Source organism: Streptomyces sp. MI02-7b, assembly GCF_033793585.1.
Taxonomy (GTDB): Bacteria; Actinomycetota; Actinomycetes; order Streptomycetales; family Streptomycetaceae; genus Actinacidiphila.
The window spans coordinates 226621-252751 of record NZ_JARAWX010000010.1 but is presented as its reverse complement, the minus strand read 5'-3'; the positions used below and the strand labels follow the sequence as shown (position 1 = coordinate 252751).

Here is a 26131-nt window from a genome sequence, read left to right as displayed (position 1 = left end):
GCACGCCTCCTTCCTGCGGTCGGACCGGTGGCACGGCAGTGCCGTCCCGTTACTTCGCAGCCTACGGGACGGCACTGACGTTCAACAGTCTGTTCAGTGCGCTCCGGCCCCGGTGAGGGAGCGGACCTCCAGCTCCGCGTACTTGCGGTCGGCGTCCGGTTCGGGCTTGGACAGGAGCGTGCCCAGGATGCCGAACAGGAAACCGACGGGGATGGAGACGATGCCCGGGTTCTCCAGCGGGAACCAGTGGAAGTCCTCGCCGGGGAACATCGAGGTCGCCTTGCCGGACACGACCGGCGAGAAGACCACCAGGACCACGGAGGTGATCAGGCCGCCGTAGATGCTCCACAGCGCGCCGCTGGTGTTGAAGCGCTTCCAGAACAGGCTGTAGAGCAGCGTCGGCAGGTTCGCGGAGGCCGCGACGGCGAAGGCCAGGGCGACCAGGAAGGCGATGTTGAGCTTGCCCGCGAAGATGCCGAGCAGGATGGCGACGGCCCCGATGGCGACGGCCGCGATCTTGGCCGCGGCCACCTCCTCCTTCTCGCTCGCCGTCCCCTTGCGGATGACGTTGGCGTACAGGTCGTGCGCGAAGGAGGACGAGGAGGCGAGCGTGAGCCCGGCGACCACCGCCAGGATGGTGGCGAAGGCGACCGCCGAGATCACCGCGAGGAGGATGGCGCCGCCCGTTGAGCCGGCGCCGCCGCCGATCTCCTGGGCCAGCAGCGGGGCCGCGGTGTTGCCGGCCGCGTTGGAGGTGGTGATCGTCTCCGGGCTGAGCAGGGCGGCGGCGCCGAAGCCCAGCGCGATCGTCATCAGGTAGAAGCAACCGATGATGCCGATCGCCCAGTTGACCGACGTGCGGGCGGCCCTGGCCGTGGGGACGGTGTAGAAGCGGATCAGGATGTGCGGCAGCCCGGCGGTGCCGAGCACGAGCGCCAGGCCCAGCGAGATGAAGTCGATCTTCGAGGTCGAGGTGACGCCGTACTTCAGGCCCGGCTCGAGGAAGGCCGCTCCCTTGCCGCTCTTCTCGGCGGCGGCGCCCAGGAGCGTGGACAGGTTCCAGTGGAACTTGGCGAAGACCAGGATGGTGATGAGCAGGGTGCCGCCGATCAGCAGGACGGCCTTGACCATCTGCACCCAGGTGGTGCCCTTCATGCCGCCGATCGTCACGTACAGCACCATGACGACGCCGACGAGGACGACGATCAGCCGCCGCGGGCCCTCGCCGGTGATGCCGAGCAGCAGGGCCACCAGGGCGCCGGCCCCGACCATCTGCGCCAGCAGGTAGAAGATGCTGACGACGATGGTCGAGATGCCCGCCGCGGTGCGCACGGGGCGCTGGCGGAGCCGGAAGGCCAGGGCGTCGGCCATGGTGAACCGGCCGGAGTTGCGCAGCGGTTCGGCGACCAGCAGCAGCGCCACCAGCCAGGCGACGAGGAAGCCGATCGAGTAGAGGAAGCCGTCGTAGCCGACGAGGGCTATGGAGCCGGCGATGCCGAGGAACGAGGCCGCCGACATGTAGTCGCCGGAGATGGCGAGGCCGTTCTGGAAGCCGCTGAAGGAACGGCCGCCGGCATAGAAGTCGGTGGCGTCCTTGGTCTGGCGGCCGGCCCAGACGGTGATGGCGAGGGTCGCCACGACGAACACGGAGAAGAGGCTGATGATCAGCGTCCGGTGGTCACTGGCCCCGGCCGCGAGGACCTGGGCTCCCATGGTGTGCGGCGCGGTCATGCGGAGGCCTCCGTGCTCTCGGTCTCACCGGTGTCCTGGGTGCCCTCCATGCGCGCCTTGATGGCGTCGGAGTGCGGGTCGAGCTTGGAGTTCGCGTGGCGTGAGTACCACACGGCGATCCCGAAGGTGGTGGCGAACTGGGCGAGCCCGAAGACGAGGGCGACATTGATGTGGCCCAGCACCTTGGTGTCCATGAAGCCGCCCGCGTAGTTGGACAGCAGGACGTACAGCAGGTACCAGGCGATGAACGCGATGGTGAGCGGGAAGGCGAACGAGCGGTGGGAGCGGCGCAGTTGGGCGAACTCCGCGCTCGCCTGCACCTCGGCGTACGAGGCCGCTGACGGCGGACCGGAGGTAGCCGACTGTCGTGCGGAATCCACGATGCCTCCTGTGGGGGCGGAGCTGGGCAGGCACGAGCACGCGACGCGAGCCGAACGTGAGCTACGTCACGCAAAGATCGGACCCGCGCATGGTAAAGGCGTGGCCATGGGCTTCGACAGGGGGCGGTGGTTGAAAATTGTCAGGTCCTTACCAGACGGAATCCGAGCTTTCCCCCCAAACGCATTGAAGGGGTGCTCGGGACGGCGCTAGGTTCCGTCGTCATGTACCCGTCCGGTGGCAACTCCGCCCCGGTGACGAGTAGTCGGACGATTGGAGATCCCATGGCTCCCCTGCCAGGACGGCACCGCGCTCTCGCGATACCCATCGGCATGGTGCTGGCGGGTGCCCTCGCGATCCTGCCGAACGCCGCCTCGGCCGCCACGGCCGGCACCGCCTCGGGCAACGGCACCGCCGCCGACGGCCCGTTGCTGTCGTACGTGGTCAACACCACCCGGACCAACAGCGGAACCGTCAAGGACGTCCAGCAGGCGATCGACCGCAACGGCGGTGACATCGTCGCGACGTACAAGAAGATCGGCGTGATCGTCGTCCACTCGGCGAACCCCGCGTTCGCCACCGCCATGCGCACGGTACGCGGGGTGGAGTCGGCGGGCGCCACCCGCACCGCGGCGCTCCCCACCGCCTCCACGACCGAACTGGGCGCCCCGGAGCGCATCTCGGCGGCCGAGGCCGCCGCGGCCAAGTCCAAGGCCGCTCCCGGTCAGGAGCCGCTGGAGGCGGACCAGTGGGACCTGGCGGCCATCGGCGCCGACAAGGCGGCGAGGATCGACCCCGGGGACCGCCACGTGACCGTCGCCGTCATCGACACCGGCGTCGACGACACCCACCCCGACCTGGCGGCCAACTTCTCCGCCAAGCAGTCCGCCAACTGCGTGGGCGGAGTGGCCGACACCAGTCCCGGCGCCTGGCGCCCGTACAGCGCGGACGCCTACCACGGCACCCACGTGGCGGGCGAGATCGCGGCCGCGCGCAACGGCGTCGGTGTCGCGGGCGTGGCCCCGGGCGTGCGGGTCGCCTCCATCAAGGTGGCCGATCCCGTCACGCAGCTGTTCTACCCGGAGAGCGTGGTCTGCGCCTTCGTCTTCGCCGCCGAGAACAGCGTGGAGATCACCAACAACAGCTACTACATCGACCCGTGGCTCTACAACTGCCTCGACGACCCCGACCAGCGGGCCATCGTCGACGCGGTCGACCGGGCCGCCCGGTACTCCCAGGACAAGGGCGTGCTGAACATCGCCTCGGCGGGCAACTCCAACCACGACCTCGACTCCGACGCGATCGTGGACACCACCAGCCCCGACGACGCCACCCCGGTCACCCGGACCGTCGACCCGCACGTCTGCTGGGACATCCCGACCCAGCTGCCGGGCGTCGTCACCGTCTCCGCGACCGGAGTGCAGAAGCTGAAGTCGTACTACTCCAGCTACGGCCTCGGGGTCGTCGACGTCGCCGCCCCCGGCGGCGACCGCTTCCAGGTCCCGGGCACCCCGTCCGGGAACGGCCGCATCCTGTCGACGCTGCCGGGCAACACCTACGGCTACCTGCAGGGCACGTCGATGGCCTCGCCGCACGTGGCGGGCGTCGCCGCGCTCCTGAAGAGCACCCACCGGCACGCGACGCCCGAGCAGCTGCAGTGGATGCTCAAGGCGCAGGCCGACAATCCCGGTTGCCCGACGGGCCTGTACGACCCCGACGGCAACGGCGTGCAGGACGCCACCTGCACCGGCGGGCCGCACGTCAACAGCTTCTACGGCTACGGCATCGTGGACGCCCTGGACGCCGTCACCGAGTGACGACGGCGCCCGGGGCACCGGCGCACCGCTCTCAGGCCTTCACCAGGACCTTGAGGGCGGTGCGTTCGTCCATCGCCTTGTAGCCGCCGGGAACGCCGTCCAGGCCGACCGTCAGGTCGAAGACCGCGGACGGGTCGATCGTGCCGTCCAGCACGTCCGGCAGCAGCTCGGGGATGTAGCTGCGGACGGGGGCGACCCCGCCGCGCAGGGCGATGTTGCGGTCGAACATGTCGCTCAGGTCCAGGCCGGTGCCGCTGCCATGGGGGACGCCGACGTAGCCGATGGCGCCGCCGTCGCGTGTGACGGCGACCGCGGTGCGCATGGACTGCTCGGTGCCGACGGCCTCGATCACCGCGTGGGCGCCCTGGCCGCCGGTCAGTTCGCGGACCGCGGCGACGGCCGCCTCGCCCCGCTCGGCGACGACGTCGGTGGCCCCGAAGGAGCGGGCGATGGCGGTGCGCGCCTCGTGGCGGCCGAGCGCGATGATGCGCTCGGCGCCGAGCCGCCGCGCGGCCAGCACGCCGCACAGGCCCACCGCGCCGTCACCGACGACCGCGACGGTGGAACCGGGCCGCACCCCCGCGCCGACCGCCGCGTGGTGCCCGGTGCCCAGCACGTCGGAGAGGGTCAGCAGCCCGGCCAGCAGGCGCTCGTCGGACAGCGCCTCGGCGGGCAGCCGCACCAGGGTGGCGTCCGCGAACGGCACCCGCACGGCCTCGCCCTGGCCGCCGTCGGAGCCGACCTGGCCCCAGAAGCCGCCCTCGGTGCACGAGGTGGTGAGGCCGTCGGCGCAGTACGCGCAGACGCCGTCGGACCAGACGAACGGGGAGACGACCAGGTCGCCCCGCCTGAGCCCGGACACCTCGGAACCGGTCTCCTCCACCACGCCGAGGAACTCGTGCCCGATGCGCTGCCCCGGCTGCCGCGACGCGACGCCGCGGTAGGCCCACAGGTCGCTGCCGCAGATACAGGCCAGCACCACGCGCACGACGGCGTCCGTGGGCTGCCGTACGACCGGGTCGGCCACCTCCTCCACACGGATGTCGTGGGGGGCGTGGATCACGGTGGCGCGCATACGGAAGTCGTCCTAGCTGTTCGTACGAGTGGGGACGTACCACCGTACAGTCCGGCCGCGGGAAGGAACCGGTCGGCGAGGTACGTGAGCATGATCGGCAATCCGGCGGCGGGCGGCCGCGGGAGCGCGGCCCACCGCGTCCGGCCGGGGACGGAGAACGCCCCGCGCCACGCGAGAAGTGCGAGGCAGCAGACGTGGCCGGCCGGCCGAGAAGCGGCCCGTCCCGGCGAGGGACGCCGCGTCCCCGCCGAACCGCGCGAGCACGTCACCGGCCCGGCCCGGCGGCAGCGCCCTGGTGACGACCTCCGCGGTGCCCGTACGGCCTCCGGGTGCGCGGTCACGCCGCCGGGCCCTCGGGCCGCGGGGACCAGCCGGGGCCGCGCAGCAGGTGGCCTGCCCGGTCGCGGCAGCTGCGGGCGGCGGCGACGTCGCGGGCGATGGCGGCGTACTCGTGGGTGGCCACGCGCAGCGGGTTGAACGTCGCGATGTTCTTCGTCAGCCCGTACAGCGGCCGCTCGGTCTCGGCGGCGAAGGACCCGAAGAGCCGGTCCCACACGATCAGGATGCCGCCGAAGTTGCGGTCCAGGTAGCCGCCCTGCGAGGCGTGGTGCACCCGGTGGTGGGAGGGGGTGTTGAAGACGTACTCGACGGGGCGCGGCAGTTTCCCGATGCGCTCGGTGTGGATGCCGAACTGGTAGACGAGGTTGAGGGAGGAGCAGAAGGCGAGAGCCGCCGGGTGCACACCGCAGGCGATCAGCGGAAGGTAGAACGGCCACGACGTCAGACTCGTCCAGGGCTGGCGCAGCGCGGTGGAGAGGTTGAACCTCCGGCTGGAGTGGTGGATCACGTGGCACGCCCACAGGAGGCGGATCACATGGTGCCCGCGGTGCTGCCAGTAGTAGAAGAAGTCCTGGGCCGTCAGCATCAGCGGGATCGTCCACCAGAGCACGGGCACGCGGAGCGGGGTGAGGGCGTACACCGCGGTGTAGATCGCGACGATCGGGAACTTCCACAGGAAGTCGAAGAAGAGGCTGCCGAGTCCCATCGACAGACTGGTCGCGGTGTCCTTGGCGCCGTACCCGGCGGAGTCCTCGTCCGGGTGGATCCGGTAGCTGATCACTTCCAGGACGGTGAGCAGCACGAATGCGGGTATCGACCACATCACGGCATCGGGCAGTTGCGGCATGGCGGAACCATAGGGCCGCCTGGCGCCCGGCGAACAGATGTCGTTACCGATCGGTATGTCCCCGGGGCCGGCCGCACGAGGGCGCGACGGTCCGGGACGGGGGCCGAGGGACCCAACACGGCTTCCGGCAAGGGATGTGGGCGGTCCGGCACACCGGGCCGGTTCCCCGGGGACGGGGCGGAGGGCGCGGGCGACCCGGGGGGCTGACGGCCCCTCGGCCGAAGGCGCGGTCGGGCCCGGACCGGCGCCCCGGACCGGCGCGGCGGCTGCGGCGGGCACCCGGCGAAGGCCCGCCGCGGGGCCCGCTTCCGGCCCGTCCCACCGGCATTGACCGGGGCGGAGCCGGACGGGGCCGGTCCGGAGTGTCGGCGGCCGCCCGTATTGTGTTCCACCATGCACGCGTCCCAGCTTCCGCAGCCACCGTGGCCCGAGGCCTACCCCGACGGGTACGCCGTCGTGGACGTCGAGACCACCGGGCTCGGCCGCGACGACCGGATAGTCTCCGCCGCCGTCTACCGCCTGGACGCGCGGGGCGAGGTGCAGGACCACTGGTACTCACCCGTCAACCCGCAGCGGGACCCGGGTCCGGTGTGGATCCACGGCCTCACCTCCGACATGCTGGCCGACGCCCCGTTGTTCGGCGAGATCGCGGAGGAACTGGCCGCCCGGCTGGCGGGGCGCGTCTTCGTCGCCCACAACGCGGTCTTCGACTGGTCGATGCTGTCCAGGGAGTTCGCCCGCGCCCGGACCGTCGCACCGGTGGAGCACCGGCTGTGCACGATTGTGCTGTCCAAGGAGCTGGGCCTGCCGCTGCCCAACCACAAACTGGGATCGCTGGCCGCGCACTACGGCGTCGTGCAGCAGCGCGCCCACCACGCGCTGGACGACGCCCGTGTCCTGGCGGAGGTCTTCCGCCCCAGCCTCCACCAGGCGGCGGCCGGGGGCCTGCGGCTGCCGCTGCACGCCTGCCGCCCGCTCACCGAGTGGATCGACACCGCCGCGGAACCGCGGTCGGTGGCCGCCGGTTACCGCTCCACGTACCGGCCCATGAGCTGGCGGCCCAGCCGCAAGCGGCCCGCCTGCCCCTACCCCAATCCGGGGCGGCTGGAGCAGGACGGTCCGCTGATCCAGGGGATGCGGGTCGCCTTTTCGGGCGACACCAACGTCGACCGCGAACTGCTGGAGGACCGGGCGACCGAGGCCGGACTGCACGTGTCGTCCGGCGTCAGCCGGCTCACCAGCCTGCTGGTCACCAACGACCCGGGCGCCCTCACCAGCAAGACGGTGCGTGCCCGGCAGATGGGCACCCCCGTCATCGACGAGCGGCGCTTCGCCGAACTGCTCAGGGACGTCGCCCCGGCGCCCGACGTGCACGGCTGAGGCGGCCCGCGGCAGCCGTTCGGGTGGTAGCCGGGCGACGCACCCGTCCTGCGATTGCCGCTCCCCCGTGCCACCCGCACGCTGGGCCTCATGGCCCGATGTGAAGTCTGCGGCAACGACTACGTCATGAGCTTCGAGGTGCACGCCCAGGGGGCCGTGCACGTCTTCGACTGCTTCGAGTGCGCCATCCACCGGATGGCCCCCATCTGCGAGCACTGCCGGGTCCGGATCGTCGGCAAGGGCGTCGAGGTGGACGGCCACTGGTACTGCGGCGGGCACTGCGCCAAGGCCGAGGGCCGCACCGGCATCGTCGACCGCGTCGGGTCCGTGGCGTCCCGGAACTGACGGGCGGCCGACCGGCGGCCGACCGCGGGGTGACCGGCGACGGCACCGCCGCGTCCGACCCCTGCCGAAAGCGCCCTACGACCGAGTTGTACGGTCGTGGGGTGTACCGCTTCCTGTTGTCCCGCCAATGGGTGATCCTCACCCTCGTCGGACTGCTGATGATGCCCACCATGGTGCGGCTGGGTTTCTGGCAGTTGCACCGGCACGAGCGCCGGGTGGCGAACAACCACCTGATCTCGGACAACCTCAAGGCGACCCCGCTGCCCGTGGAGTCGCTGACCGGCCCGGGCACCGCCGTCCCGAAGAAGGACGTCTACCGGACGGTCACGGCGACCGGCCGCTACGACACCGCCCACGAGGTCGTCGCCCGCCAGCGCACCGCCGCCGACGGCGACAGCATCGGCTACCACGTCATCACCCCCCTGGTCATGGCCGACGGCCGCGCGGTGCTGGTCAACCGGGGCTGGATCGCGGCCGGCGGCAACCTCACGAAGCTCCCGAGGATCCCCGCCGCGCCCTCCGGCGAGGTCACCGTCACCGGGCGGCTGCGCCCCGACGAGACCACCTCCGAGACCGGCATCAGGAACAAGGGCGGACTCCCCGACCGCATGATCATGCTGATCAACAGCGAGCTGGTCGCCAAGGACCTGCCGGCCGGGGAGAAGCCGGTCGGCGGCTACATGGAGCTGTCCGCCACCTCGCCGAAGCCCGCGGGGCACCAGCCGGAGCTGATCCCCGAGCCGGACCACAGCAGCATCGGCATGCACATGGGCTACGCCATCCAGTGGTGGCTGTTCACGGCCATGGTGCCGGTCGGCTGGGTCATCCTGGTGCGCCGGGAGCGCAAGGAGCGGCTCGAGGCGCAGGGGGCCGCCCAGGAGAGCGCGGGCGGGCCCGGGGAGGGACCGGACTCCCCGTCCGGTCCGCGGTCCGGTGAGGACCCCGGCAGCGGCTCGGTGAAAGGGGACACGCCCGGCCAGGCGGTCGCTGCGGTCGCGTCCCCGTAGGCCGCGGGGCACCCTCTAAGGGGGGCCGAGCGCGGAGGCGGCACCGTGGCGGGACCCATCGAGAACTACGCGATCATCGGCGACCTGCAGACGGTCGCGCTGGTCGGCGGCAACGGCTCCATCGACTGGCTCTGTCTGCCCCGCTTCGACTCCGGTGCCTGCTTCGCCGCGCTCCTCGGCGGCCATGACAACGGCAACTGGCGTATCGCCCCCGCGTCCGCCCCCTCCGACGAGGCCTGCACGCGGCGCGCCTACCAAGGCGACACCTTGGTGCTCGAAAGCGTCTGGGAGACCCCCTCCGGCACCGTCAAGGTGATCGACTTCATGCCGCAGCGGGACCGTGCGCCCGACGTGATCCGCATCGTCGAGGGCGTCTCCGGCAGCGTCCCCGTGACCAGTGAGCTGCGGCTGCGCTTCGACTACGGGCACGTCGTGCCGTGGATGCGCCGCAGTGAGGGGCACCGGGTCGCCATCGCCGGTCCCGACTCGGTGTGGCTGCGCAGCGAGCCGCTGGTCCACATGTACGGCAAGGACTTCGCGACCTGCGCGGACTTCACCGTCGCCCAGGGCGAGCGGATCGCCCTCACCCTCACCTGGCACCCCTCGCACGAGCGGCGGCCCCGGGCGATCGACCCCTACGAGGCGCTGCGGCAGAGCGTGCGGGACTGGGAGACCTGGTCGGCCCAGTGCTGTTACGACGGCCCCTGGCGGGACGCCGTGCTGCGCTCGCTGATCACCCTCAAGGCGCTGACGTACGCGCCCAGCGGTGGCATCGTCGCGGCGGCCACGACCTCGCTGCCCGAGGAGATCCGGGGCGTGCGCAACTGGGACTACCGCTTCTGCTGGCTGCGCGACGCGACGTTGACCCTCAACGTGCTGGTCGCCACCGGCTACCTCAAGGAGGCCTACCGCTGGCGCGACTGGTTGCTGCGCGCGGTCGCCGGCGACCCCGCCGACCTGCAGATCATGTACGGGATCGCGGGCGAGCGGCGGCTGCCCGAGCAGGAGCTGGGGTGGCTGGAGGGCTACGAGGCGTCGCTGCCGGTGCGGGTCGGCAACGCCGCCGCGACGCAGTTGCAACTCGACGTCTACGGCGAGGTCCTGGACTCGCTCTACCTCGCCCGCACCCGCGGCATGCGGGACGAGCCGCACGCCTGGGCGGTGCAGCGCTCGCTGATGGACTTCCTGGAGTCGGCGTGGCGCCGGCCCGACGAGGGGCTGTGGGAGGTGCGCGGCGACCGGCAGCACTTCGTGCACTCCAAGGTGATGGCCTGGGTGGCCGCCGACCGTGCGGTCCGCACGCTGGAGGCCCGGCCGCAGTTGTCGGGGGACGTCGCGGCCTGGCGCGCGATGCGCGACGAGGTGCACCGCGAGGTGTGCCGCAAGGGCTTCGACAAGGAGCGCAACACCTTCACGCAGTACTACGGCTCCAGGGAGCTGGACGCGGCGACGCTGCTCATCCCCCAGGTGGGCTTCCTGCCGGTGACCGACCACCGGGTGATCGGCACCGTCGACGCGGTGCGCACTGAGCTGGACCACGGCGGTTTCGTCCGCCGCTACACCCTGGAGGACAGCAGCGTGGACGGGCTGCCCGGCAGTGAGGGCGCCTTCCTGGCCTGCTCGTTCTGGCTCGCCGACGCCCTGCACCGCACGGGCCGGCGCGACGAGGCCCGCGCCCTCTTCGAGCGCCTGCTGGTCCTGCGCAACGACGTGGGGCTGCTCGCGGAGGAATGGGACCCGGTGGAGCAGCGTCAACTGGGCAACTTCCCGCAGGCGTTCAGCCACATCGGGCTCGTCAATACGGCACTCACGCTCGCCGGCAAGGAAGGGGCACGACACCGCTCATGGACCTCGGACTGAAGGATCGGGTGTACATCGTCACCGGCGCGACCCGCGGGCTGGGATTCGCCGCCGCGCGCGAACTGGTCGCGGACGGCGCGAAGGTGGTCGTCAGCGGGCGCGACGAGAAGCCGGTGGCCGGCGCCGTGGCGCAACTGGGCGGCTCCGCGAGCGCGACCGGGGTCGTCGCCGACAACGCCGACCCGCGGGCGCCGGAGCGCCTGGTCGCGGCGGCGCGGCGCGACTTCGGGCGGCTGGACGGAATGCTGATCAGCGTCGGCGGGCCGCCCCCGGGTACCGCGGACGTCGTCGGCGACGATCAGTGGCGCGCGGCCTTCGAGTCGGTCTTCCTGGGCGCGGTGCGGCTGTCGCGCGCGGCCGCGGAGGAACTGGGCGAGGGCGGGGTGATCGGCTTCGTGCTCTCCGGCTCGGTGTACGAGCCGATCCCGGGCCTGGCGATCTCGAACGGGCTGCGCCCGGGTCTGGCGGGCCACGCCAAGGATCTCGCCGGCCAGCTCGGCCCGCGCGGCATCCGTGTCGTCGGACTGGTCCCCGGGTCCATCGACACCGACCGGGCCCGCGAACTCGACGCCCTCACCAGTGACCCCGGCGCCGTCCGCGCCCGCCTGATCGAGCGCATCCCCCTGCGCCGCTACGGCGCCCCCGAGGAGTTCGGCCGCACGGCCGCCTTCCTGCTGTCGCCCGCCGCCTCGTACCTCACGGGGCTGATGGTGCCGGTCGACGGCGGCGTCCGCGCGGAGTACTGAGCCGCGGCGCCGTCAGGTGACCCGGGTGGCGCGGTGGCTGACGGCGCGCAGCCTGGCCTCGGCGGGGAGGACCGGCAGTCCGGCCGAGGTACGGGCCCGGCGGAGCACGGCACCGTCGAGCTCGTCCAGGACGGTGCCGGGGACGGCGTGCGGGGAGAGGGCGAGGAGCAGCCGCGCCGTCGGGGCGGTGGGGGTCCCGCCGAGCACGGCGGAGACGTGGTCGACGCCCGGCAGCTCGGCGGCGTCCGCGGCGATGACCTCCTCCAGGGCGCGTCCGCGCAGGACCGCCCCGCCCCCGTCGTCGGCGTCGACGGCGAACCGGCGCAGCCGTCGCTCCCGCGGTTGCGCCAGCAGCCACCACAGGGCGGCCGACACGATCAGCGCCAGAGCCGTCAGGACGGCCGGCCACCACCAGGAGGTGTCCGTGTACCGGGTGCGGTCGCCCGTGGCGAGCAGGACGTCGTGAGGCCCCGTCCAGGGCCGGTCCAGCAGACCGGACCCAGCACCCAGCACGGCGGCTCCCGCGAGGAGCAGCACCAGGCCGACGAGGGCGAGCAGGACGCGGTTCACCGTGGAGCGCACCGCGCTCACCCCGTTTCCATGCGGCGTACGTGCAGCGACAGCGCGAGCGGCCGGTACAGCCCCAGCTCGTCCAGGGCCGCGGCGAGGGCCGTCTCCAGGTCGGCCCGCACCTCGGCGGTCTCCCTGAAGGCCACTTCGGCCCGGACCGCGGCCGTCCGGCGGCCCACGGCGACCTGCGCGAAACGCACCCCGGGCACCTCCACCGCGCGGTCCCGCAGCGCGAGTTCGGCCGCGTGGCGGTCGAGTCCTGCCCGGACGCGGGCCGTTCCGGGGCGCATCGGCAGGACGTCGCGCATCCCGGGCGTCGCGGCGAGCACGAGCAGCCACAGCCCGAGCACGACCGCGACGCAGCCCGCGGCCAGGACCCACGGGTCGTCGACGGGGCGGGCGGCGAGGTCGTCCGCGAGCCATGTGCGCCAGGCCATGGCGGACCGTCCGGCGCGGACCGCGGCGACGTCGTACAGCAGCAGGCCGGTGAGCGCCAGCACCACGAACGCGGTGACCGCGGCGGGCACCCGGCGCGGGGACCAGAAGCGCCGCACCCGGGGGGAGGCCTCCACGACCGCCTCGGGCTCGCGCGTGCGCGCGGCGTCGCTCATCGCACCCTCCTCTCCTCGGCGGCGTGCGAGGTCTGCGAGTGCAGCCGTTCCACCTCCACGACCACGCCCTGCACCACGATCCCCGTCAACTCCTCCACGCGTTCCGCGACATGGCGTCGCACCGCACGGCTCACCTCCGCGATGTCGACCGGGTAGCCGAGTTCGACGGACAGCCGCACGTGCATCCGGTCGCGGTGGACGGAGACACTGGCCCGCGGGAACGCGCCGCGCGGCACGTGCTCGCGGCCGGGCGCGCCGGCGAGGGTCTCACGGGCGGCCTGCGCGGCGATCTTCGCCGGGACGCGGTCGGCGATGCGCAGCGAGCCGCGCTCGGCGGGGGCGAGGAGCGGGACGGGGGACGTCCTGGCCGGCTCCACGGTCGTCATCGGGCCGCCTCACCGCCGCCGGTCGCGGGTACGGAAGAACTCACCGGGCTCCAGGTCGCCGTCGAAGTACCGGCCGACCAGGAACCCGACGGCGCCGAGCGCCGCCACCAGCAGGAAGGCGGCGAAGCCGCCGAAGTACCCGGCGAAGCCGAGCGCCATTCCGACGATCAGTCCGATCAGGGCCATGCTCATGGTCAGCTCCCTGTCCTGCGGCCGTTGTCCGGCGCCGATGTCACTGGACCCGCTGCTCCTGGTCGTCGTCGTCCGTGTCGTCGGGCAGTTTCACGTCCCCGACGGCGATGTTGACCTCGACGACCTCCAGGCCGGTCATCCGCTCGACGGCGACGATCACGTTCTCCCGCACGGCGTGGGCGACGGACACGATGGACACGCCGTAGTCGACGACGATGTCGAGGTCGAGCGCGGCCTGCACCTCGCCGACCTCCGCCCGCACGCCGCGGGTGCCGGACTTCCCGACCGGCACCCGGTCGCGCACCACGCCGAAGCCGCGTGGGATACCGGCCCCGAGGGCGTGCACTCCCTCCACGTCGCGGGCCGCGAGTCCGGCGATCTTCTCCACCACCCCGTCCGCGATCGTGGTCCGGCCGCGGGTCGCCGGGTCACCGAGCGGCGCCCTGCGGCCGGTCGCCGACGTGCCCGGGCTGGTGCCCTTCTCCAGTGTCCGGCCCCTGCCCTCGCCCTGCTGCACGGTCTCGGTCATCCCACCTCGTCCCTTCGCCCTTTCGATGGCGGGAGCGGTTCGGGCTGCTCCGTGCACCACACTATGTGGGCATGCCCCGTCACGCCGTGAGGATGCGGCGACCGGGCGAGGACGGCCGCGCACGGGTGCGCCGTGGGGTGGAGGGAGGCGAGCCGATGACCGCGGACCGGCTGGCACAGGCGGTACGCAGGCAACTCGCGCTCGGCCGGGTCCTGCCGCTGGGGGACGCAGGGGACACGCTGTGGGTCACCGAGAGCGCGGCGACCGGGGTGCTGCGGGCGGCCGCCGCGCGGGTGCCGGGGGTACGGCTCGGGCGGCTGCGCATCGGTGCCGCGGGGCCGGACCAAGCCGCCGCGCCCGTACCGGAGTCGGCGCCCCCGGGCGCGCTGGCCCGGCTGCCGCTGCGGATCGAGGGCGACTTGGAGGCCACGCCCGAACTGCCGCTGCCGGACTCGGCGCTGCGGCTGCGTGACGCGCTGTGGGAGGCCGCGGAACACGGCCTCGGGCTGCAGCCGGCGGCCGTCGACCTCACCGTCACCGGGCTGCTGGACGCCGGCGCGCCCGAACCGCCCGCCCAGGACGGCGTGTCGGAGCCCCCGGCCGCTTCCACCGATGACGGCACTGCACCGAGGTCCACCACGGCGCGGGCGGCGGCCGCGGCGGTGCCGGGGGTCGCCGGGCTCACCGCGCGGCTGGGCGGGCAGGCCCATCCGGCCAGGGTGCAGATCGCGGTCGACGCGGGGCACCGCGCGCGGGACGTCGCCCGCGCGGTCGCGACGGCGGTGACGGCCCTGACGGGGGAGGTCACCACCGTCGTGGTCACCGACATCGCCTGCGGCCGAGGACAGCCGGAGGCACGGACGTGACCGGGCCCGGTCGCTACTCCCCGACGCCCGCGAGGTCGCGCAGCCGGCGGCCCTGCGCGGCCCGTTCGGCGGCGCGCTGCTCGTCGTAGGTACGGCCGGAGACCTCACGGAGCAGCGCCTTGGTCTCGATCACGGCGTCGCGAGGCGCGGCCAGCAGGGCCGCGGCGAGGTCGTTGACGGTGGCGTCGAGTGCGTCGGCCGGGACGGCGATGTTGGCCAGGCCGGTGCGCACGGCTTCGTCGGCATGGACGAAGCGGCCGGTGGCGCAGATCTCCAGGGCCCGCGCGTAGCCGACCAGTTCGGTCAGCGGCTTGGTGCCGCCCAGGTCCGGGACGAGGCCCAGGCCGGTCTCACGCATCGCGAACTGCACGTCGTCGGCGACGACGCGCAGATCGCATGCGAGAGCCAACTGGAAGCCGGCACCGATCGCGTGCCCCTGGACGACGGCGATCGTGACGATGTCATTGCGCCGCCACCAGGTGAACGCCGACTGGTACTCGGCGATCGTGGCATCGAGCTTGCCCTCGGACGCACGGGCGAGATCGATGAACGACGGCTCGCCGTCGAATCCCTCCGGTGTGAAGGCCTGCCGGTCGAGTCCGGCGGAGAAGGACACGCCCTCCGCGCGGAGCACGACCACCCGCACAGTGCCCGGCAGAAGCCGGCTCGCTTCCTCCAGCGCCCGCCACAACGCGGGCGACTGGGCGTTCCGCTTGGCGGGGTTGCACAACGTCACGGTGGCGACACTGTCGTCCGCCGTGAGCCGTACACCATCACGCTCCAGCAGCACTGTGGGGTCAGACATCGGGCACCTCCGAGCGATCCGCAGACTTGATTACCGAAGAGTAACCAACCGGTCGGCCATTTCCGCGACCGGGTGGCCCTGTCATGTCCTCGGACCACTGCATACCGCTGTACCAGGCGCCGACAGCTGTCAGGCCGTGGAAACCTTCTTGCCCCGTGTGGCTCCGCCGCGGCCGCGCAGGGCCACGCCGGACTCACTGAGCATGCGGTGGACGAAGCCATAGGAGCGGCCGGTTTCCTCGGCCAGCGCTCGGATGCTTGCCCCGCCGTCGTACTTCTTCTTGAGGTCTGCCGCGAGCTTCTCGCGCGCGGCGCCGGTCACCCGGCTGCCCTTCTTCAGAGTCTCGGCCACCCGTGCCTCCTCCAGGGAAGTGCGCTCTGTGACTCTCATGATCACCCCTAGGAGACTTCCTGGCCACCCATTCGGCAAGGTCCGTGCAACAACATTGGGACCCGTGTTGACGCGGAAGCCGGGTGCCGCGGGAGGCGAAATCGGGCATTCCGCCGCGCAGCCGGCTCGACCCTTCCGAACCCGCCCGGGAAAGGGCAGGTCACCAAGGTCGGTAAGGAGTTTCCCCATGTGACGCGGCTGATCGACTCCGCCGTTCGACGGATCGCACGTCGGCACGCCGGAGTACGAGCCGGTCTCACACCAATGAAGGATCACCCGTCGGCCGAATGATCCAGGCGATTGATCCACACGGATGATCGGCCGCGCGTCGACGGGCCCCCGGACGGCTCCCCCGGAGCCGCGCCGACGGGGTCAGGCGAGCGACACGAGGTCCACGTAGTCCTTGCCCCACAGGTCCTCGACGCCGTCGGGCAGCAGGATGATCCGCTCCGGCTGGAGCGCCTCCACCGCGCCCTCGTCGTGCGTGACGAGGACGACGGCGCCGGTGAAGGTGCGCAGCGCGCCGAGGATCTCCTCGCGGCTGGCCGGGTCGAGGTTGTTGGTGGGCTCGTCCAGCAGCAGCACATTGGCGCTGGAGACGACGAGCGTGGCGAGCGCGAGACGGGTCTTCTCGCCGCCGGACAGGACGCCCGCGGGCTTGTCGGCGTCGTCGCCGGAGAAGAGGAACGAGCCGAGGATCTTGCGGACGGCGACCAGGTCCATGTCGGGGGCGGCGGAGCGCATGTTCTCCAGCACGGTCCGGTCCGGGTCGAGGGTCTCGTGCTCCTGCGCGTAGTAGCCGAGCTTCAGGCCGTGGCCGGGGACGACCTCGCCCGTGTCGGGCTGCTCCGCGCCCGCCAGCAGCCGCAGCAAGGTGGTCTTGCCGGCGCCGTTGAGGCCGAGGATGACGACCCGGGAGCCCCTGTCGATGGCCAGGTCGACGTCGGTGAAGATCTCCAGCGAGCCGTACGACTTCGACAGGCCGGTCGCCGTGAGCGGCGTCTTGCCGCAGGGCGCGGGGTCCGGGAAGCGCAGCTTGGCGACCTTGTCGGACTGCCGCACCGCCTCCAGCCCGGACAGCAGCTTGTCGGCGCGCCTGGCCATGTTCTGGGCCGCGACGGTCTTCGTCGCCTTGGCGCGCATCTTGTCGGCCTGGGCGTTGAGGGTCGCAGCCTTCTTCTCGGCGTTGGCGCGCTCGCGCTTGCGGCGCTTCTCGTCCGCCTCGCGCTGGGTGAGGTACTGCTTCCAGCCCATGTTGTAGACGTCGATCTGGGAGCGGTTGGCGTCCAGGTAGAAGACCTTGTTGACGACCGTCTCGACCAGATTGATGTCGTGGGAGATGACGACGAAGCCGCCGCGGTAGGTCTTCAGGAAGTCCCGCAGCCACAGGATCGAGTCGGCGTCCAGGTGGTTGGTCGGCTCGTCCAGCAGCAGGGTGTCGGCGTCGGAGAAGAGGATGCGGGCCAGCTCCACACGGCGCCGCTGACCGCCGGAGAGGGTGTGCAGCGGCTGGGCCAGCACCCGGTCCGGCAGGCTCAGGGCGGCGGCGATGGTCGCGGCCTCCGCCTCGGCCGCGTAGCCGCCCTTGGTCAGGAACTCGGTCTCCAGGCGCGCGTACTTCTTCATCGCGTTGTCGCGGGTGGCGCCCTTGCCGCTGGCCATCCGCTCCTCGTTCTCGCGCATCTTGCGCAGGACCGTGTCCAGGCCGCGGGCGGACAGGATGCGGTCGCGGGCGAGGACGTCCAGGTCCCCGGTGCGCGGGTCCTGCGGCAGGTAGCCGACCTCACCGGCGCGGGTGACGCTGCCGGCGGCGGGCATGCCCTCGCCGGCGAGCACCTTGGTGAGGGTGGTCTTGCCGGCGCCGTTGCGGCCGACCAGGCCGACACGGTCGCCGCGGGCGATACGGAAGGAGGCGGACTCGATGAGGACGCGGGCTCCGGCGCGCAGCTCGAGGCCAGTGGCAGTGATCACGGGAAGGGCTCCTGGGCGTGGCGGACGGCTATCGGGAGGGCCGCGCCAGCGCGTCGTGGGTGGTGGGTGGGCGACGTGCGGGCGGAGGGGTCGCGGTCGGCGACGGCCGTCTAATGCGCGTGGACTACTGCCATGCGTCCAGTCTACCGGGGGCGCCGCGGTGGCCCGGCAAACGGTTTCCGGCCGCCGGGGCCGGAAGGCGCGCCTGCGCAGCACGGCGGCGCGGCGGACAATCGGGGCATGCAGTTCGACGACGACGCGCCGCTCGACACCTCCGAGGTCGAGGACCGGCGAGGCGGCTCGCCCGGCGGTGGGCGCGGGCGGATGGTAGGGGGCGGCATCGCGGGGCTGATCGTGGTCGTCGTGGGGCTGATCTTCGGCATCAGCCCGGACCAGCTGGGGCTCTCCGACGACCCGCCGGCCCGCGCGCCGGGGACCGCCACGGGACCCGATCTCGCGGCGGGCTGCCGGACGGGGGCGGACGCCGGCACCCGGCAGGACTGCCGCATGGTCGCCGTGGTCAACAACGTGCAGGACTACTGGAGGGCGGAGTTCCGGCGCCGGGGCGCGGTGTACCGGCCGGCGCCGACGGTCTTCTTCGACCAGCCGGTCCGCACGGGCTGCGGTGTCGCCGACCCCTCGTCGGGGCCCTTCTACTGCCCCGCGGACCGCAAGGTCTACCTGGACCTGGACTTCTTCACCACGCTCAGCCGCCGGTTCGGGGCCGAGGGAGGCCCCTTCGCGGAGAGCTACGTCGTCGCCCACGAGTACGGCCACCACGTGCAGGACCTGGCGGGCACCCTCGGATCGGCGCAGGACCGGCGCACGGGCGCGAGCAGCAACTCGGTGCGGGTGGAGCTGCAGGCGGACTGCTACGCGGGCGTGTGGGCGCACCACGCCACCACCACGCGCGACGAGACGGGCGGCACGTTGATCACGGGGCTGACCGACGCCGACATCCGGCAGGGCCTGGACGCGGCGGCGGCGGTCGGGGACGACGCGATCCAGTCACGGGTGCAGGGGCGGGTCGACCCGGACTCGTGGACGCACGGCTCGTCGGCCCAGCGGCAGCAGTGGTTCGGCACGGGTCTGCGCACGGGGAACATGGACGACTGCGACACCTTCAGCTGAGCCTCCGAGGTCGCTGAGCCGCTGAGGTCGCTGAGCCCCTGAGACCCTGAGCCCCTGCTCCGGACCGCCTCTCCCGACCGTTCCGCCCTGCCCGGCCTGGGGCGACGCGTGCGCGAGGGCCGTTGTCGTACCCCCCTGCCAGACTGAGATCCAGTGAGATCCGCGTCACATCGACGGGAGACGTTTCCGAAGGGGAGAGTGATCACCATGGCAGGCAACGGAGCCGCGCCCACGGTCTGTCCGACGCTGCGGTACAAGGACGCGAGGGCCGCCATCGCCTTCCTCACGGACGCTTTCGGCTTCACGGAGGTCGCCGTGCACGAGGGCGCGGACGGCACCGTGCAGCACGCCGAACTCGCCTACGGCAACGGCCTGGTGATGCTGGGCAGCGAGCGGTCCGGCAGCCCGTTCAGCCGGATCGCCGGGGACCTCGGCGCGGTCTCGGTCTACGTGGTGGTCGACGACACCGACGCCCATCACGCGCGGGCGGTCGCGGCGGGCGCGGAGGTCGTACTGCCGCTCACCGACCAGGACTACGGGTCGCGGGACTACACCGCGCGCGACCCCGAGGGCAACCTCTGGTCCTTCGGCACGTACGTGCCGCGGATACCGGCCCTGGAGTGACCGGGCCGGGGCGGCGCGGCAGGCGTCACTCCCCGCCGGTGTGCACCTGGAAGGCGGCCCGGCGCATCGCCTTGGCGAGCGCGGGATCCGGGTGGGCGGCGGCGAGGGCGACGAGCACCTGCACGGTGCGCGGGTGCCCGGCGACGCGGAGCTCGTCGAGCAGACGGGACACCGAGCCCTGCAGGGCGGCGTCGAGGTGACCCACCAGCAGATGGCTCTCACCGTGGTCGGCGACGGCCGCCGCGGTGTCCACCCACAGCCAGGTGGCCTCCTCGCGGGTGAGCAGGGCGGCGACGTCCTCGGGGTCGGCGCCCTCGTGCTCGGCGAGCCACATCAGGGCGTAGGGGCGCAGCCCCGGCTCGTCGACCACGTGCCGCACGGCGGGCTCGGCGGCGCTGCCTACGACGCGCAGCGCCTCGAAGGCGAGCCCGCGCAGCAGGGCGTCGTCACCGCGGGCCACGTCCAGGAACTCGGCGACGGCCTGGGCGACCGGGCGGGCGGCGAGCCACGCCTTGTACTCGTCGCGGGCCGCGCCCGGGGCCATGCCGATGCACGCCTTGAGCATCTCCTCGGCGGAGTGCTCGAAGTGCCCGGCCGGGCCCTGGGCGGCGACGCAGATCTGCTCCAGCTTGACCCACACCGCCCAGCTGCCCAGCGGCGTGATGGTGACCTCGCCGGGGCGGGCCGGGTCACGCGGCTGCAGGGCGCCGACACGGGCCAGCGCGTCCAGCGTCCAGTCCAGGAGAGGGGGCAAGTCGTCCCGGCCGCCGCCGGCCGGGGGCTCGTGCCGCTCCGCACGCAGCTCGTCGACCCGCTGGCGGAGCAGATCGAGCAGGGCCTCCACGGCGACCGGCCCGGAGGACAGGTGCAGGAGGGAGAGCAACTGGGGAGCGGCCTCGACGACTTCGGCGACAAGAGCGGGGTCTGCGCCGTCGCACGCCGGATCGAGCGCCGCGGGGTGCGCCAGCGACCAGGCGTCGAAGAGCGCGACCCAGCCGCGCAGTACGGCGGTGTCGTCGCGGTCCCAGGCGCGCAGCCGCCAACCGGGGCGCGCGGCACCGCCCTTGTGGAGTTCGATGAGACCGGCCAGCCGGGCCCGGTCCCACGCGGAGCGGACCTGGTGGTCCGTCAGGGTCAGCGCGGCGACGGCTCGCCGGACGTCGGCGTCCCTCAGTATCCCGGCCGTGCCGGGGGCGGCACCGACCGCGGGATCGGCCCAGTGGGCCAGGCGGACCGCGTCCGCGAGTTCGGTACGGGCTCTCCTGGCCAGCTCCGGCAGTGCCGGGATGCCCTCCGGCGGCCTCGGCGGGCGGTTTCGGCGCGTCGCGGCGACACGGCGCGCGGCGGCCAGGGGCCTGCGCGGAACGAGACGCAGCGGAGTGTCTCGCGGGATACGGGACGTCACGGGAGCAGTCTTGCGGGTGAGCACCCGGAAACCCAAACGAGCGTCCCCCTCCGCGACCCGGGGTCGTACGGTTTGCCAGTGGATATACCCATTTATTCACTCTCGCACGAGAGAAAACGGGGAGGCTACAGGAGGGGGGTCAGGAAGCGCCGGACGGCCTCCTCGTAGGGTTGCGGGTTTGCGTTCCACATCGCCGCGTGCGAGGCGTCGTCCACCGGGTGCAGCATGACCAGATCCGGCCGGAGGCGGGCGAGTTCGCGGGACGGGCCCCAGGGCGCGAGGGTGTCGCCGGGTCCGTGGAAGATCAGCGTCGGCACGGTGAACCGGCCGGGCGCGGCGGCCTCGGCGATGCGTTCCGCGTGCAGGCCGGTGCGGCCCTCCGCGGCGCGCACGCCGAGCGGCAGCAGGGCGCGCGGCGTGCCCCGGGCGGCCGCGGCGGCGCGGACCGTGCACTGCCAGTTCAGCACCGGGGAGTCCAGCACCATGCCGGCGACCAGGGCCCGCAGCGGGGAGTCGCACGCCGCCCGGAGCGCCATGGTGGCGCCGGCGGACCAGCCGTACAGCACCAGGCGGCGCGCGCCGTGCCGGACCGCGTAGCGCATGGCCGCGTCCAGGTCCCGCCATTCGGAGTCGCCCAGGTGCCCGATGCCGTCCGGGGACCGCGGGGCCCCCTGGTCGTTGCGGTAGGCGAGGACCAGCGCGGGCAGCCGCAGCGCGTGCAGGGTGGGCAGCACCACCATGGCGTGCTCGCGGGTGGTGCCGAGACCGTGCGCGAGGACCACCCAGGTGTCGCGGGCGCCGTCGACGAACCACCCGGGCATCCGCCCGAGTTCGCCGGGGATCTCGACGTCCCGGTACGCCAGGCCGAGCGCCGAGGCGGGGTCGCCGTCGTAGACCTGCGGGGTGAGCCGGACCCGCTGCCCGGCGGCCAGGGCGCCCCGGCCGACGCGCAGCAGCCGCCGGGTCACCGAGTCGGGAGCGGTGGACAGCACGTCGCCGACGGTGGCGTGCACGCCGGAGCCGGTGATGCCGTGGATCCCGCGCCGGCCGGCGCCGAGGGTCCTGGTGAGGGTGACCTCATCGCCGGTCGCCGAGTGCACCGTCAACGACTCGGGGTCGGGGCCGTCGGTGCGCGGCTTGAGGGCAAGCTCCGACACGTGCCGCCCGGCCGCCACCGCGGCCGCACCGGCACCGAACGCTGTCGTGGCGGCCAGGGCCGCGGCGGTCGTGAGGCGCATCCGTTCCAGTGTCGGTGCGGGCGTGCGGGGCGGCCAGTGCTGGGCGCCGTCCGGGGGCTACCGCGGGCCGTCCTCGGCGCCGTCCAAGGCGCCGGGCAGGTCGTCCTCGGTACCGGGCTGCCCGTACTGCCGCAATTTCTCGGCGACCCTGGCGAGTTCGATCTTCGACAGCAGGGACGGCGAGAAACCCGCGACGGAGCGGGCGGCGAGCCAGACCTGGCACATCCACTCCAGTTGGGCGGTGCGGTCGTAGGCCTGCTCCAGGTCGTCGCCGTAGACGATGGTGCCGTGGTTGCGCAGCAGGCAGCCGGTGCGGTCGCGCAACGCGCGCAGCACGTTGGCGGCCAGTTCCTCGCTGCCGTAGGTGGCGTAATCGGCGACGCGGATGCGCCCGCCGAGCGCGGCGGCCATGTAGTGGATGGCGGGCAGTTCGTACAGCAGCGTGGAGACGGCGGTGGCGTGCACGGCGTGGGTGTGGACGACGGCGCCGGCGTCGGTGTTCCGGTAGATCGCCAGGTGCATGGAGAGTTCACTGGTCGGCCGGAGCGTGCCGAGCACCTGCCGGCCCGTGAGGTCCACGCCGACCGTGTCGTCGGGGCCGAGCCGGTGGTAGGGCACACCACTGGGGGTGACGAGGACGAGGTCGCCGCCCGCCCGGACCGAGACATTGCCGGACGTACCGACCACCAGTCCGTCGGCGACAGAGCGCTGGGCCGTGTCCACGAGCTCCGACCAGGCCTTGCCCACCGTGTCCCGCACCGACATCCGTGCCACCTCCGGGCGCTGATCCTGACAGGTTGGGCGTTGCCGCACACTCCCGGGGCACAGTAGCGTCCCGGCACACCGCAGACCGATCAGCCTGACGAATTGCAGGGGCACCATGACCACCGTCAACGGCGGCATCTCCTTCTGGTACGCGAAGTCCGGCCTCCCCGTGCCGCGCGAGCCGCTGCCCGGCGACACGACGGCCGACGTGTGCATCGTCGGCGGCGGCTACACCGGCCTGTGGACCGCGTACTACCTGAAGAAGGCCGTGCCGTTCCTGCGGATCGTCGTCCTGGAGCAGCGTTTCTGCGGCTACGGCGCCTCCGGTCGCAACGGCGGCTGGCTCTACAACGGCATCGCCGGCCGCGACCGCTACGCCGCCCTGCACGGCCGGGACTCCGCGATCGCACTGCAGCGGGCGATGAACGAGACGGTCGACGAGGTGATCCGGGTCGCGGCGGAGGAGGGCATCGACGCGGACGTCCACAAGGGCGGCGTCCTGGAGGTCGCCCACTCCCCCGCCCAACTCGCCCGCCTGCGCGCCTTCCACGAGGCGGAGGTCGCCTTCGGCGAGAAGGACCGGCTGCTGCTGGGCGCCGCCGAGTCCGCCCGGCGGGTGCGCGTCGCGGGCACGGCGGGCGGCACGTGGACGCCGCACGGCGCCCGCGTCCACCCGGCGAAGCTGGTCCAGGGTCTGGCGCGGGCGGTGGAGGCGCTCGGCGTGGTGATCCACGAGTCGACGCCGGTGACGGAGATCAGGCCCAAGCACGCGCTGACGCCGTACGGAAGCGTGCGCGCCCCCTACGTACTGCGCTGCACGGAGGGCTTCACGGCGGCGATCAAGGGCCACAAGCGGTCCTGGCTGCCGATGAACTCCTCGATGGTGGTGACCGAGCCGCTGCCCGCCGAGGTGTGGGACACCATCGGCTGGGAGGGCCGCGAGACCCTGGGCGACATGGCGCACGCCTACATGTACGCGCAGCGCACGGCCGACGACCGGATCGCCCTCGGCGGCCGCGGGGTGCCGTACCGCTTCGGCTCGCGCACCGACAACGACGGGCGCACCCGGCCGGAGACGGTCGAGGCGCTGCGGGCGATCCTGGTGCGCTTCTTCCCGGCCGCGGGGCGGGTCGCCATCGAGCACGCGTGGTCGGGCGTGCTGGGCGTGCCGCGCGACTGGTGCGCGACGGTGGAACTGGACCGCTCCACGGGGCTCGGCTGGGCGGGCGGCTACGTCGGCAGCGGCGTGGCCACGGCCAACCTGGCGGCGCGCACCCTGCGGGACCTGGTGCAGCTCGACTCGGGTCAGGGGCACGGCACGGAGCTGACGGCCCTTCCCTGGGTGCACCACCGGGTCCGCCGCTGGGAGCCCGAACCGTTCCGCTGGATCGGCGTGCACGGCCTCTACGCGGCCTACCGCGCCGCCGACCGCCGCGAACAGTCCGGCCGCAGCGCCGAGACGGACCCCCTGGCCCGTGCGGCCGACCGGATCTCCGGGCGCCATTAGGCCCCGTCACCACGTCCCCTCCCCGGCTCCGCCGGGAAGTGCCCGCAGCCCGCGGCGCTCCACCGGCCCCCGCTCCGGGGGAGTTGCCGGACCGTCCGGGTGGCCCGGTCACGAGAACGGCCGACGACCCTCCGCCGCCGGGGCCCCGAACGGGGTCCCGGCGGGGTGAGAAGCGTCTCCCCGGGACAGCTCCGGCGGACCCGGCCACGGCCCCGGAAGGCCGCGTTCCGGGGCAGCGCACAGGACCCCCGGAGCCACAGCACTCCACAGATCCCCACCGTTCACTTTCCGTTCACTCAGACTCCGTACGGTCGCCACCGCCGCTGTCCGATCGAACGAATGCCTGGATACATGGAACACATCACGCTCCTGATCGGAATCGTGATTATCACCGCGCTCGTGTTCGACTTCACGAACGGTTTCCACGACACCGCCAACGCGATGGCCACCACCATCTCCACCGGCGCCCTGGGTCCCCGGACAGCGGTGGCGATGTCCGCCGTACTGAACCTCGTCGGAGCGTTCCTCTCGGTGGAGGTCGCCAAGACGATCTCCGGGGGAATCCTCGACGAGACCGCGGGGATCAGACCCGAAGTCATCTTCGCCGGGCTGGTCGGCGCCATCGTCTGGAACCTGCTGACCTGGCTGGCCGGGCTCCCCTCGAGTTCCTCGCACGCCCTGTTCGGCGGGCTGATCGGCGCCTCCGTCGCGTCCGCCGGGTTCGGCGCGGTCAACGGCGACGCGGTCGTCATGAAGGTGCTCGTCCCGGCCGTCTGCGCCCCGGTCGTCGCCGGGGTGGCCTCGCTGCTGGCGACCCGCCTGACCTACCGCATCAGCCGCGGCAGCGACCCGGCCGCCACCGCCAGGGGCTACCGGGCCGGCCAGATCGCCTCGGCGGGCCTGGTCTCCCTCGCGCACGGCACGAACGACGCGCAGAAGACGATGGGTGTCATCACGCTCGCCCTCATCGCCGGCAACGTCGTCGCCCCCGACTCCGACCCGCCGCTGTGGGTCATCGTCTCGGCGGGCCTGGCCATCGCGCTGGGCACGTTCATCGGCGGCTGGCGGATCATCCGCACCATGGGCAAGGGCATCACCGACATCCAGCCGCCGCAGGGCTTCGCCGCCCAGACCGGCGCCGCGGCCGTCATCCTGGCCTCCTCGCACCTCGGCTTCTCGCTGTCCACCACGCAGGTCTGCTCCGGTTCCGTCATGGGCGCCGGTGTGGGCCGCAAGGGCGGCGTCGTCCGCTGGAGCACCGCGGGCCGCATGGCCGCCGCCTGGGCGCTGACGCTGCCGGCCGCCGGCCTGGTCGCGGCGGGCGCCGCGCTCCTGGCCGACCAGGGCGACCTCGGCGTCACCGCGGTCGCCGTGCTGGCGCTCGCCGTGTGCGGCGCGATCTGGGTGGCCGCGCGCCGCAAGCCGGTCGACCACACCAACGTCAATGACGACCGCGCGGACGCCGGGGAACCGGGCATCGTCACCGCGGCCATCGCGGCCGTGACGCCGCCGCCCGCGGGCCCCCTCGGCCCCGTCGCCCCGCCCGCCGACACCGACCCCGCCAAGGCCACCGCCTGACGGCGGGCACCGCCCCACCGGTCCCGGAAGGACACAGC

Annotated in this window: 26 protein-coding genes; 11 read left to right on the top strand and 15 right to left on the bottom strand. The window is 73.0% G+C overall.

Going from position 1 to position 26131, the window contains the following annotated elements; all coding sequences use genetic code 11:
* Nucleotides 1-93: 93 nt before the first annotated feature.
* Both PV364_RS19095 and PV364_RS19090 read right to left on the bottom strand, forming a co-directional pair.
* Entirely contained in the window at nt 94-1731 is a 1638-nt protein-coding gene (locus tag PV364_RS19095; RefSeq protein WP_319661271.1) for a cation acetate symporter, read from the bottom strand.
* The gene (locus PV364_RS19090; RefSeq protein ID WP_319661270.1) at nt 1728-2111 is read right to left on the bottom strand and encodes a DUF485 domain-containing protein; all 384 of its coding nucleotides are present in this window, start codon (nt 2109-2111) and stop codon (nt 1728-1730) included. The genes PV364_RS19095 and PV364_RS19090 overlap by 4 nt, the downstream gene beginning before the upstream one ends.
* A gap of 282 nt (nt 2112-2393) precedes the next feature.
* Here PV364_RS19090 and PV364_RS19085 point away from each other — a divergent pair, with 282 nt between their 5' ends.
* Nucleotides 2394-3926, top strand: coding sequence for a S8 family peptidase (locus PV364_RS19085; protein ID WP_319661268.1), 1533 nt, complete (start codon nt 2394-2396; stop codon nt 3924-3926).
* A gap of 31 nt (nt 3927-3957) precedes the next feature.
* On the opposite strand, the gene PV364_RS19080 is transcribed toward PV364_RS19085, so the two are convergent.
* Both PV364_RS19080 and PV364_RS19075 read right to left on the bottom strand, forming a co-directional pair.
* Nucleotides 3958-5001 (bottom strand): zinc-dependent alcohol dehydrogenase family protein, encoded by a 1044-nt coding sequence (locus PV364_RS19080; protein ID WP_319661267.1) that lies wholly within the window; start codon nt 4999-5001, stop codon nt 3958-3960.
* A gap of 337 nt (nt 5002-5338) precedes the next feature.
* Nucleotides 5339-6187, bottom strand: a complete 849-nt coding sequence (locus PV364_RS19075) for a sterol desaturase family protein (protein ID WP_319661266.1) — start codon at nt 6185-6187, stop codon at nt 5339-5341.
* Between the two features lie 393 nt (nt 6188-6580).
* Between PV364_RS19075 and PV364_RS19070 the strand changes: the two genes are divergently transcribed.
* From PV364_RS19070 to PV364_RS19050, 5 genes are all read left to right on the top strand, one after another.
* Nucleotides 6581-7567, top strand: coding sequence for a DEDDh family exonuclease (locus PV364_RS19070; protein WP_319661265.1), 987 nt, complete (start codon nt 6581-6583; stop codon nt 7565-7567).
* A 90-nt stretch (nt 7568-7657) separates the two neighbouring features.
* The gene (locus tag PV364_RS19065; RefSeq protein WP_319661264.1) at nt 7658-7912 is read left to right on the top strand and encodes a hypothetical protein; all 255 of its coding nucleotides are present in this window, start codon (nt 7658-7660) and stop codon (nt 7910-7912) included.
* A 101-nt stretch (nt 7913-8013) separates the two neighbouring features.
* On the top strand, nt 8014-8919 hold the full coding sequence (locus tag PV364_RS19060; protein ID WP_319661263.1) for an SURF1 family protein: 906 nt from the start codon (nt 8014-8016) through the stop codon (nt 8917-8919).
* Between the two features lie 45 nt (nt 8920-8964).
* On the top strand, nt 8965-10779 hold the full coding sequence (locus tag PV364_RS19055) for a glycoside hydrolase family 15 protein (RefSeq protein WP_319661262.1): 1815 nt from the start codon (nt 8965-8967) through the stop codon (nt 10777-10779).
* Nucleotides 10764-11525 carry an SDR family oxidoreductase gene (locus tag PV364_RS19050; RefSeq protein WP_319661261.1) on the top strand — a complete coding sequence of 254 codons (762 nt, stop codon included), beginning with the start codon at nt 10764-10766 and terminating at the stop codon, nt 11523-11525. Before PV364_RS19055 ends, PV364_RS19050 begins: the two co-directional genes overlap by 16 nt.
* Before the next feature lie 12 nt (nt 11526-11537).
* Here the strand turns inward: PV364_RS19050 and PV364_RS19045 are convergent, their stop codons facing one another.
* The 5 genes from PV364_RS19045 to PV364_RS19025 are packed head-to-tail and all read right to left on the bottom strand — an operon-like array spanning nt 11538 to nt 13813.
* The gene (locus PV364_RS19045) at nt 11538-12116 is read right to left on the bottom strand and encodes an alkaline shock response membrane anchor protein AmaP (protein ID WP_319661260.1); all 579 of its coding nucleotides are present in this window, start codon (nt 12114-12116) and stop codon (nt 11538-11540) included.
* The gene (locus PV364_RS19040; RefSeq protein ID WP_319661259.1) at nt 12113-12706 is read right to left on the bottom strand and encodes a DUF6286 domain-containing protein; all 594 of its coding nucleotides are present in this window, start codon (nt 12704-12706) and stop codon (nt 12113-12115) included. The genes PV364_RS19045 and PV364_RS19040 overlap by 4 nt, the downstream gene beginning before the upstream one ends.
* A complete protein-coding gene (locus tag PV364_RS19035; protein ID WP_319661258.1) occupies nt 12703-13092 on the bottom strand; it encodes an Asp23/Gls24 family envelope stress response protein in 390 nt (129 codons plus the stop codon). Before PV364_RS19035 ends, PV364_RS19040 begins: the two co-directional genes overlap by 4 nt.
* A 9-nt stretch (nt 13093-13101) precedes the next feature.
* The gene (locus PV364_RS19030; protein ID WP_319661257.1) at nt 13102-13284 is read right to left on the bottom strand and encodes a hypothetical protein; all 183 of its coding nucleotides are present in this window, start codon (nt 13282-13284) and stop codon (nt 13102-13104) included.
* Between the two features lie 40 nt (nt 13285-13324).
* Entirely contained in the window at nt 13325-13813 is a 489-nt protein-coding gene (locus tag PV364_RS19025; RefSeq protein WP_319661256.1) for an Asp23/Gls24 family envelope stress response protein, read from the bottom strand.
* Nucleotides 13814-13968: 155 nt separating this feature from the next.
* Here PV364_RS19025 and PV364_RS19020 point away from each other — a divergent pair, with 155 nt between their 5' ends.
* Entirely contained in the window at nt 13969-14679 is a 711-nt protein-coding gene (locus PV364_RS19020; RefSeq protein WP_319661255.1) for a hypothetical protein, read from the top strand.
* A gap of 13 nt (nt 14680-14692) precedes the next feature.
* Here the strand turns inward: PV364_RS19020 and PV364_RS19015 are convergent, their stop codons facing one another.
* From PV364_RS19015 to PV364_RS19005, 3 genes are all read right to left on the bottom strand, one after another.
* Complete coding sequence (locus PV364_RS19015; protein ID WP_319661254.1) at nt 14693-15484, bottom strand: enoyl-CoA hydratase/isomerase family protein; 792 nt, start codon at nt 15482-15484, stop codon at nt 14693-14695.
* Nucleotides 15485-15613: 129 nt separating this feature from the next.
* Complete coding sequence (locus tag PV364_RS19010; protein ID WP_319661253.1) at nt 15614-15835, bottom strand: helix-turn-helix domain-containing protein; 222 nt, start codon at nt 15833-15835, stop codon at nt 15614-15616.
* Between the two features lie 411 nt (nt 15836-16246).
* On the bottom strand, nt 16247-17845 hold the full coding sequence (locus PV364_RS19005; protein ID WP_319661252.1) for an ABC-F family ATP-binding cassette domain-containing protein: 1599 nt from the start codon (nt 17843-17845) through the stop codon (nt 16247-16249).
* Nucleotides 17846-18085: 240 nt separating this feature from the next.
* On the opposite strand from PV364_RS19005, the gene PV364_RS19000 reads away from it, so the two are divergent.
* Together PV364_RS19000 and PV364_RS18995 are read left to right on the top strand one after the other, a co-directional pair.
* Complete coding sequence (locus PV364_RS19000) at nt 18086-18976, top strand: neutral zinc metallopeptidase (RefSeq protein ID WP_319661251.1); 891 nt, start codon at nt 18086-18088, stop codon at nt 18974-18976.
* A gap of 207 nt (nt 18977-19183) precedes the next feature.
* The gene (locus PV364_RS18995) at nt 19184-19600 is read left to right on the top strand and encodes a VOC family protein (protein ID WP_319661250.1); all 417 of its coding nucleotides are present in this window, start codon (nt 19184-19186) and stop codon (nt 19598-19600) included.
* A 25-nt stretch (nt 19601-19625) separates the two neighbouring features.
* Here PV364_RS18995 and PV364_RS18990 read toward each other — a convergent pair whose 3' ends face one another.
* The 3 genes from PV364_RS18990 to PV364_RS18980 form a co-directional block, all read right to left on the bottom strand.
* Nucleotides 19626-21005: a hypothetical protein gene (locus tag PV364_RS18990; RefSeq protein WP_319661249.1), complete on the bottom strand. Its 1380-nt coding sequence runs from the start codon at nt 21003-21005 to the stop codon at nt 19626-19628.
* A 125-nt stretch (nt 21006-21130) separates the two neighbouring features.
* Nucleotides 21131-22243, bottom strand: a complete 1113-nt coding sequence (locus tag PV364_RS18985) for an alpha/beta fold hydrolase (protein ID WP_319661248.1) — start codon at nt 22241-22243, stop codon at nt 21131-21133.
* Nucleotides 22244-22300: 57 nt separating this feature from the next.
* Nucleotides 22301-23008: a class II aldolase/adducin family protein gene (locus tag PV364_RS18980; RefSeq protein ID WP_319661247.1), complete on the bottom strand. Its 708-nt coding sequence runs from the start codon at nt 23006-23008 to the stop codon at nt 22301-22303.
* A 115-nt stretch (nt 23009-23123) separates the two neighbouring features.
* Between PV364_RS18980 and PV364_RS18975 the strand changes: the two genes are divergently transcribed.
* Nucleotides 23124-24515: an FAD-dependent oxidoreductase gene (locus PV364_RS18975; protein WP_319661246.1), complete on the top strand. Its 1392-nt coding sequence runs from the start codon at nt 23124-23126 to the stop codon at nt 24513-24515.
* A 351-nt stretch (nt 24516-24866) separates the two neighbouring features.
* Nucleotides 24867-26093, top strand: coding sequence for an inorganic phosphate transporter (locus PV364_RS18970; protein WP_319661245.1), 1227 nt, complete (start codon nt 24867-24869; stop codon nt 26091-26093).
* The last annotated feature ends 38 nt before the right edge of the window (nt 26094-26131 follow it).